This is a genomic window from Sphingobium sp. OAS761 (assembly GCF_024168485.1).
Lineage (GTDB): Bacteria > Pseudomonadota > Alphaproteobacteria > Sphingomonadales > Sphingomonadaceae > Sphingobium.
In genome coordinates, this window is sequence record NZ_JALJVY010000036.1 from 1 (window position 1) to 1,170 (window position 1,170).

Below are 1,170 nucleotides of genomic sequence, written 5' to 3' on the forward strand. Positions count from 1 at the left end.
ATACCAACCTCCAATGATCCTGACTCACGTTGGGGATTCCCAAAGCGATGAATGTCTGAATCTATGGGTGCCGGTTGGAGGGCATTGCCATGGGTGCAGCGATTGGATTGCGGGACGACTTTGATGCGGCAGGCTTGAGACGGCTGGCGCGCGCGACCAGAAGCGCGAACCAGGGTCGTCGGCTACTGGCCTTGGCGGAAATTTATGACGGCGGGAGCCGCAGCGATGCGGCGCGTATCGGCGGAGTAACGTTACAGATCGTGCGCGACTGGGTCGTGCGGTTCAATGATCAAGGTCCTGATGGGCTCCTCGACGGCAAGGCACCGGGCAAGCCCCCCTTGTTGAATGATATCCAGCGCATGGCCCTTGCCGAGATCGTTGAAAGCGGCCCGATACCGGCGATCCATGGAGTTGTCCGCTGGCGACTGATCGATCTGGCGCGGTGGCTCCATGATGAGTTCGGCGTGTCCTTGACGGAAACGACCGTGGGGCGGGAGTTGAAGAAGCTGGGCTATGTCAAACTGACGGCGCGCCCACGCCACCATAGCCAGAACGAATATGCGATGGAGGACTTCAAAAAGGGGGCTTTGCAGCAGAGCTGGCAAAGATCAAAGCAGCCCTTCCGCGCGGCACGCCGATAGAGGTCTGGTTCCAGGACGAAGCCCGCATCGGCCAGAAAAACAAGATCACCCGCCGCTGGGCCAAGCGCGGCACTCGGCCGTCGGCACCGAAGGATCAGAGGACGAAATCAGCCTATATCTTTGGTGCCATCTGCCCCGAACTCGGCAAAGGGGCTGGCCTGATCCTTCCGTTCTGCAATACCCAGACCATGTCGCTGCACCTGGCGGAAATATCGCTCGCTATCGAGCCAGGTGCCCACGGCGTGCTGCTGATGGATCAGGCCGGATGGCACATGACCGGGAAGCTGGAAGTGCCCGAGAATATCAGCATCGTTCCGCTGCCGCCGAAATGTCCTGAGCTTAACCCAGTAGAAAATATCTGGCAGTTCATGCGCGATAACTGGCTATCAAACCGCATCTTCACATCCCACGACAACATCATCGACCTCTGCTGCGAAGCTTGGAACAGGCTCGTCGATCAGCCGTGGCGCATCATGACAATCGGACGCCGCAAATGGGCATGTGGGTCGTGATCAATGCAGGTTGGTAT

The 1,170-nt window shown here is 58.8% G+C and carries 1 protein-coding gene; it reads left to right on the forward strand.

Annotated features, from left to right (window positions below):
* The first annotated feature begins 89 nt into the window (after positions 1-89).
* Positions 90-1,153 (forward strand): IS630 family transposase gene (locus J3E64_RS20595; RefSeq protein WP_218147078.1). Its coding sequence is split into 2 segments (ribosomal slippage): positions 90-581 and positions 584-1,153, totalling 1,062 coding nucleotides; the frame shifts between segments, so codons are not numbered across the junction.
* Positions 1,154-1,170: the final 17 nt, after the last annotated feature.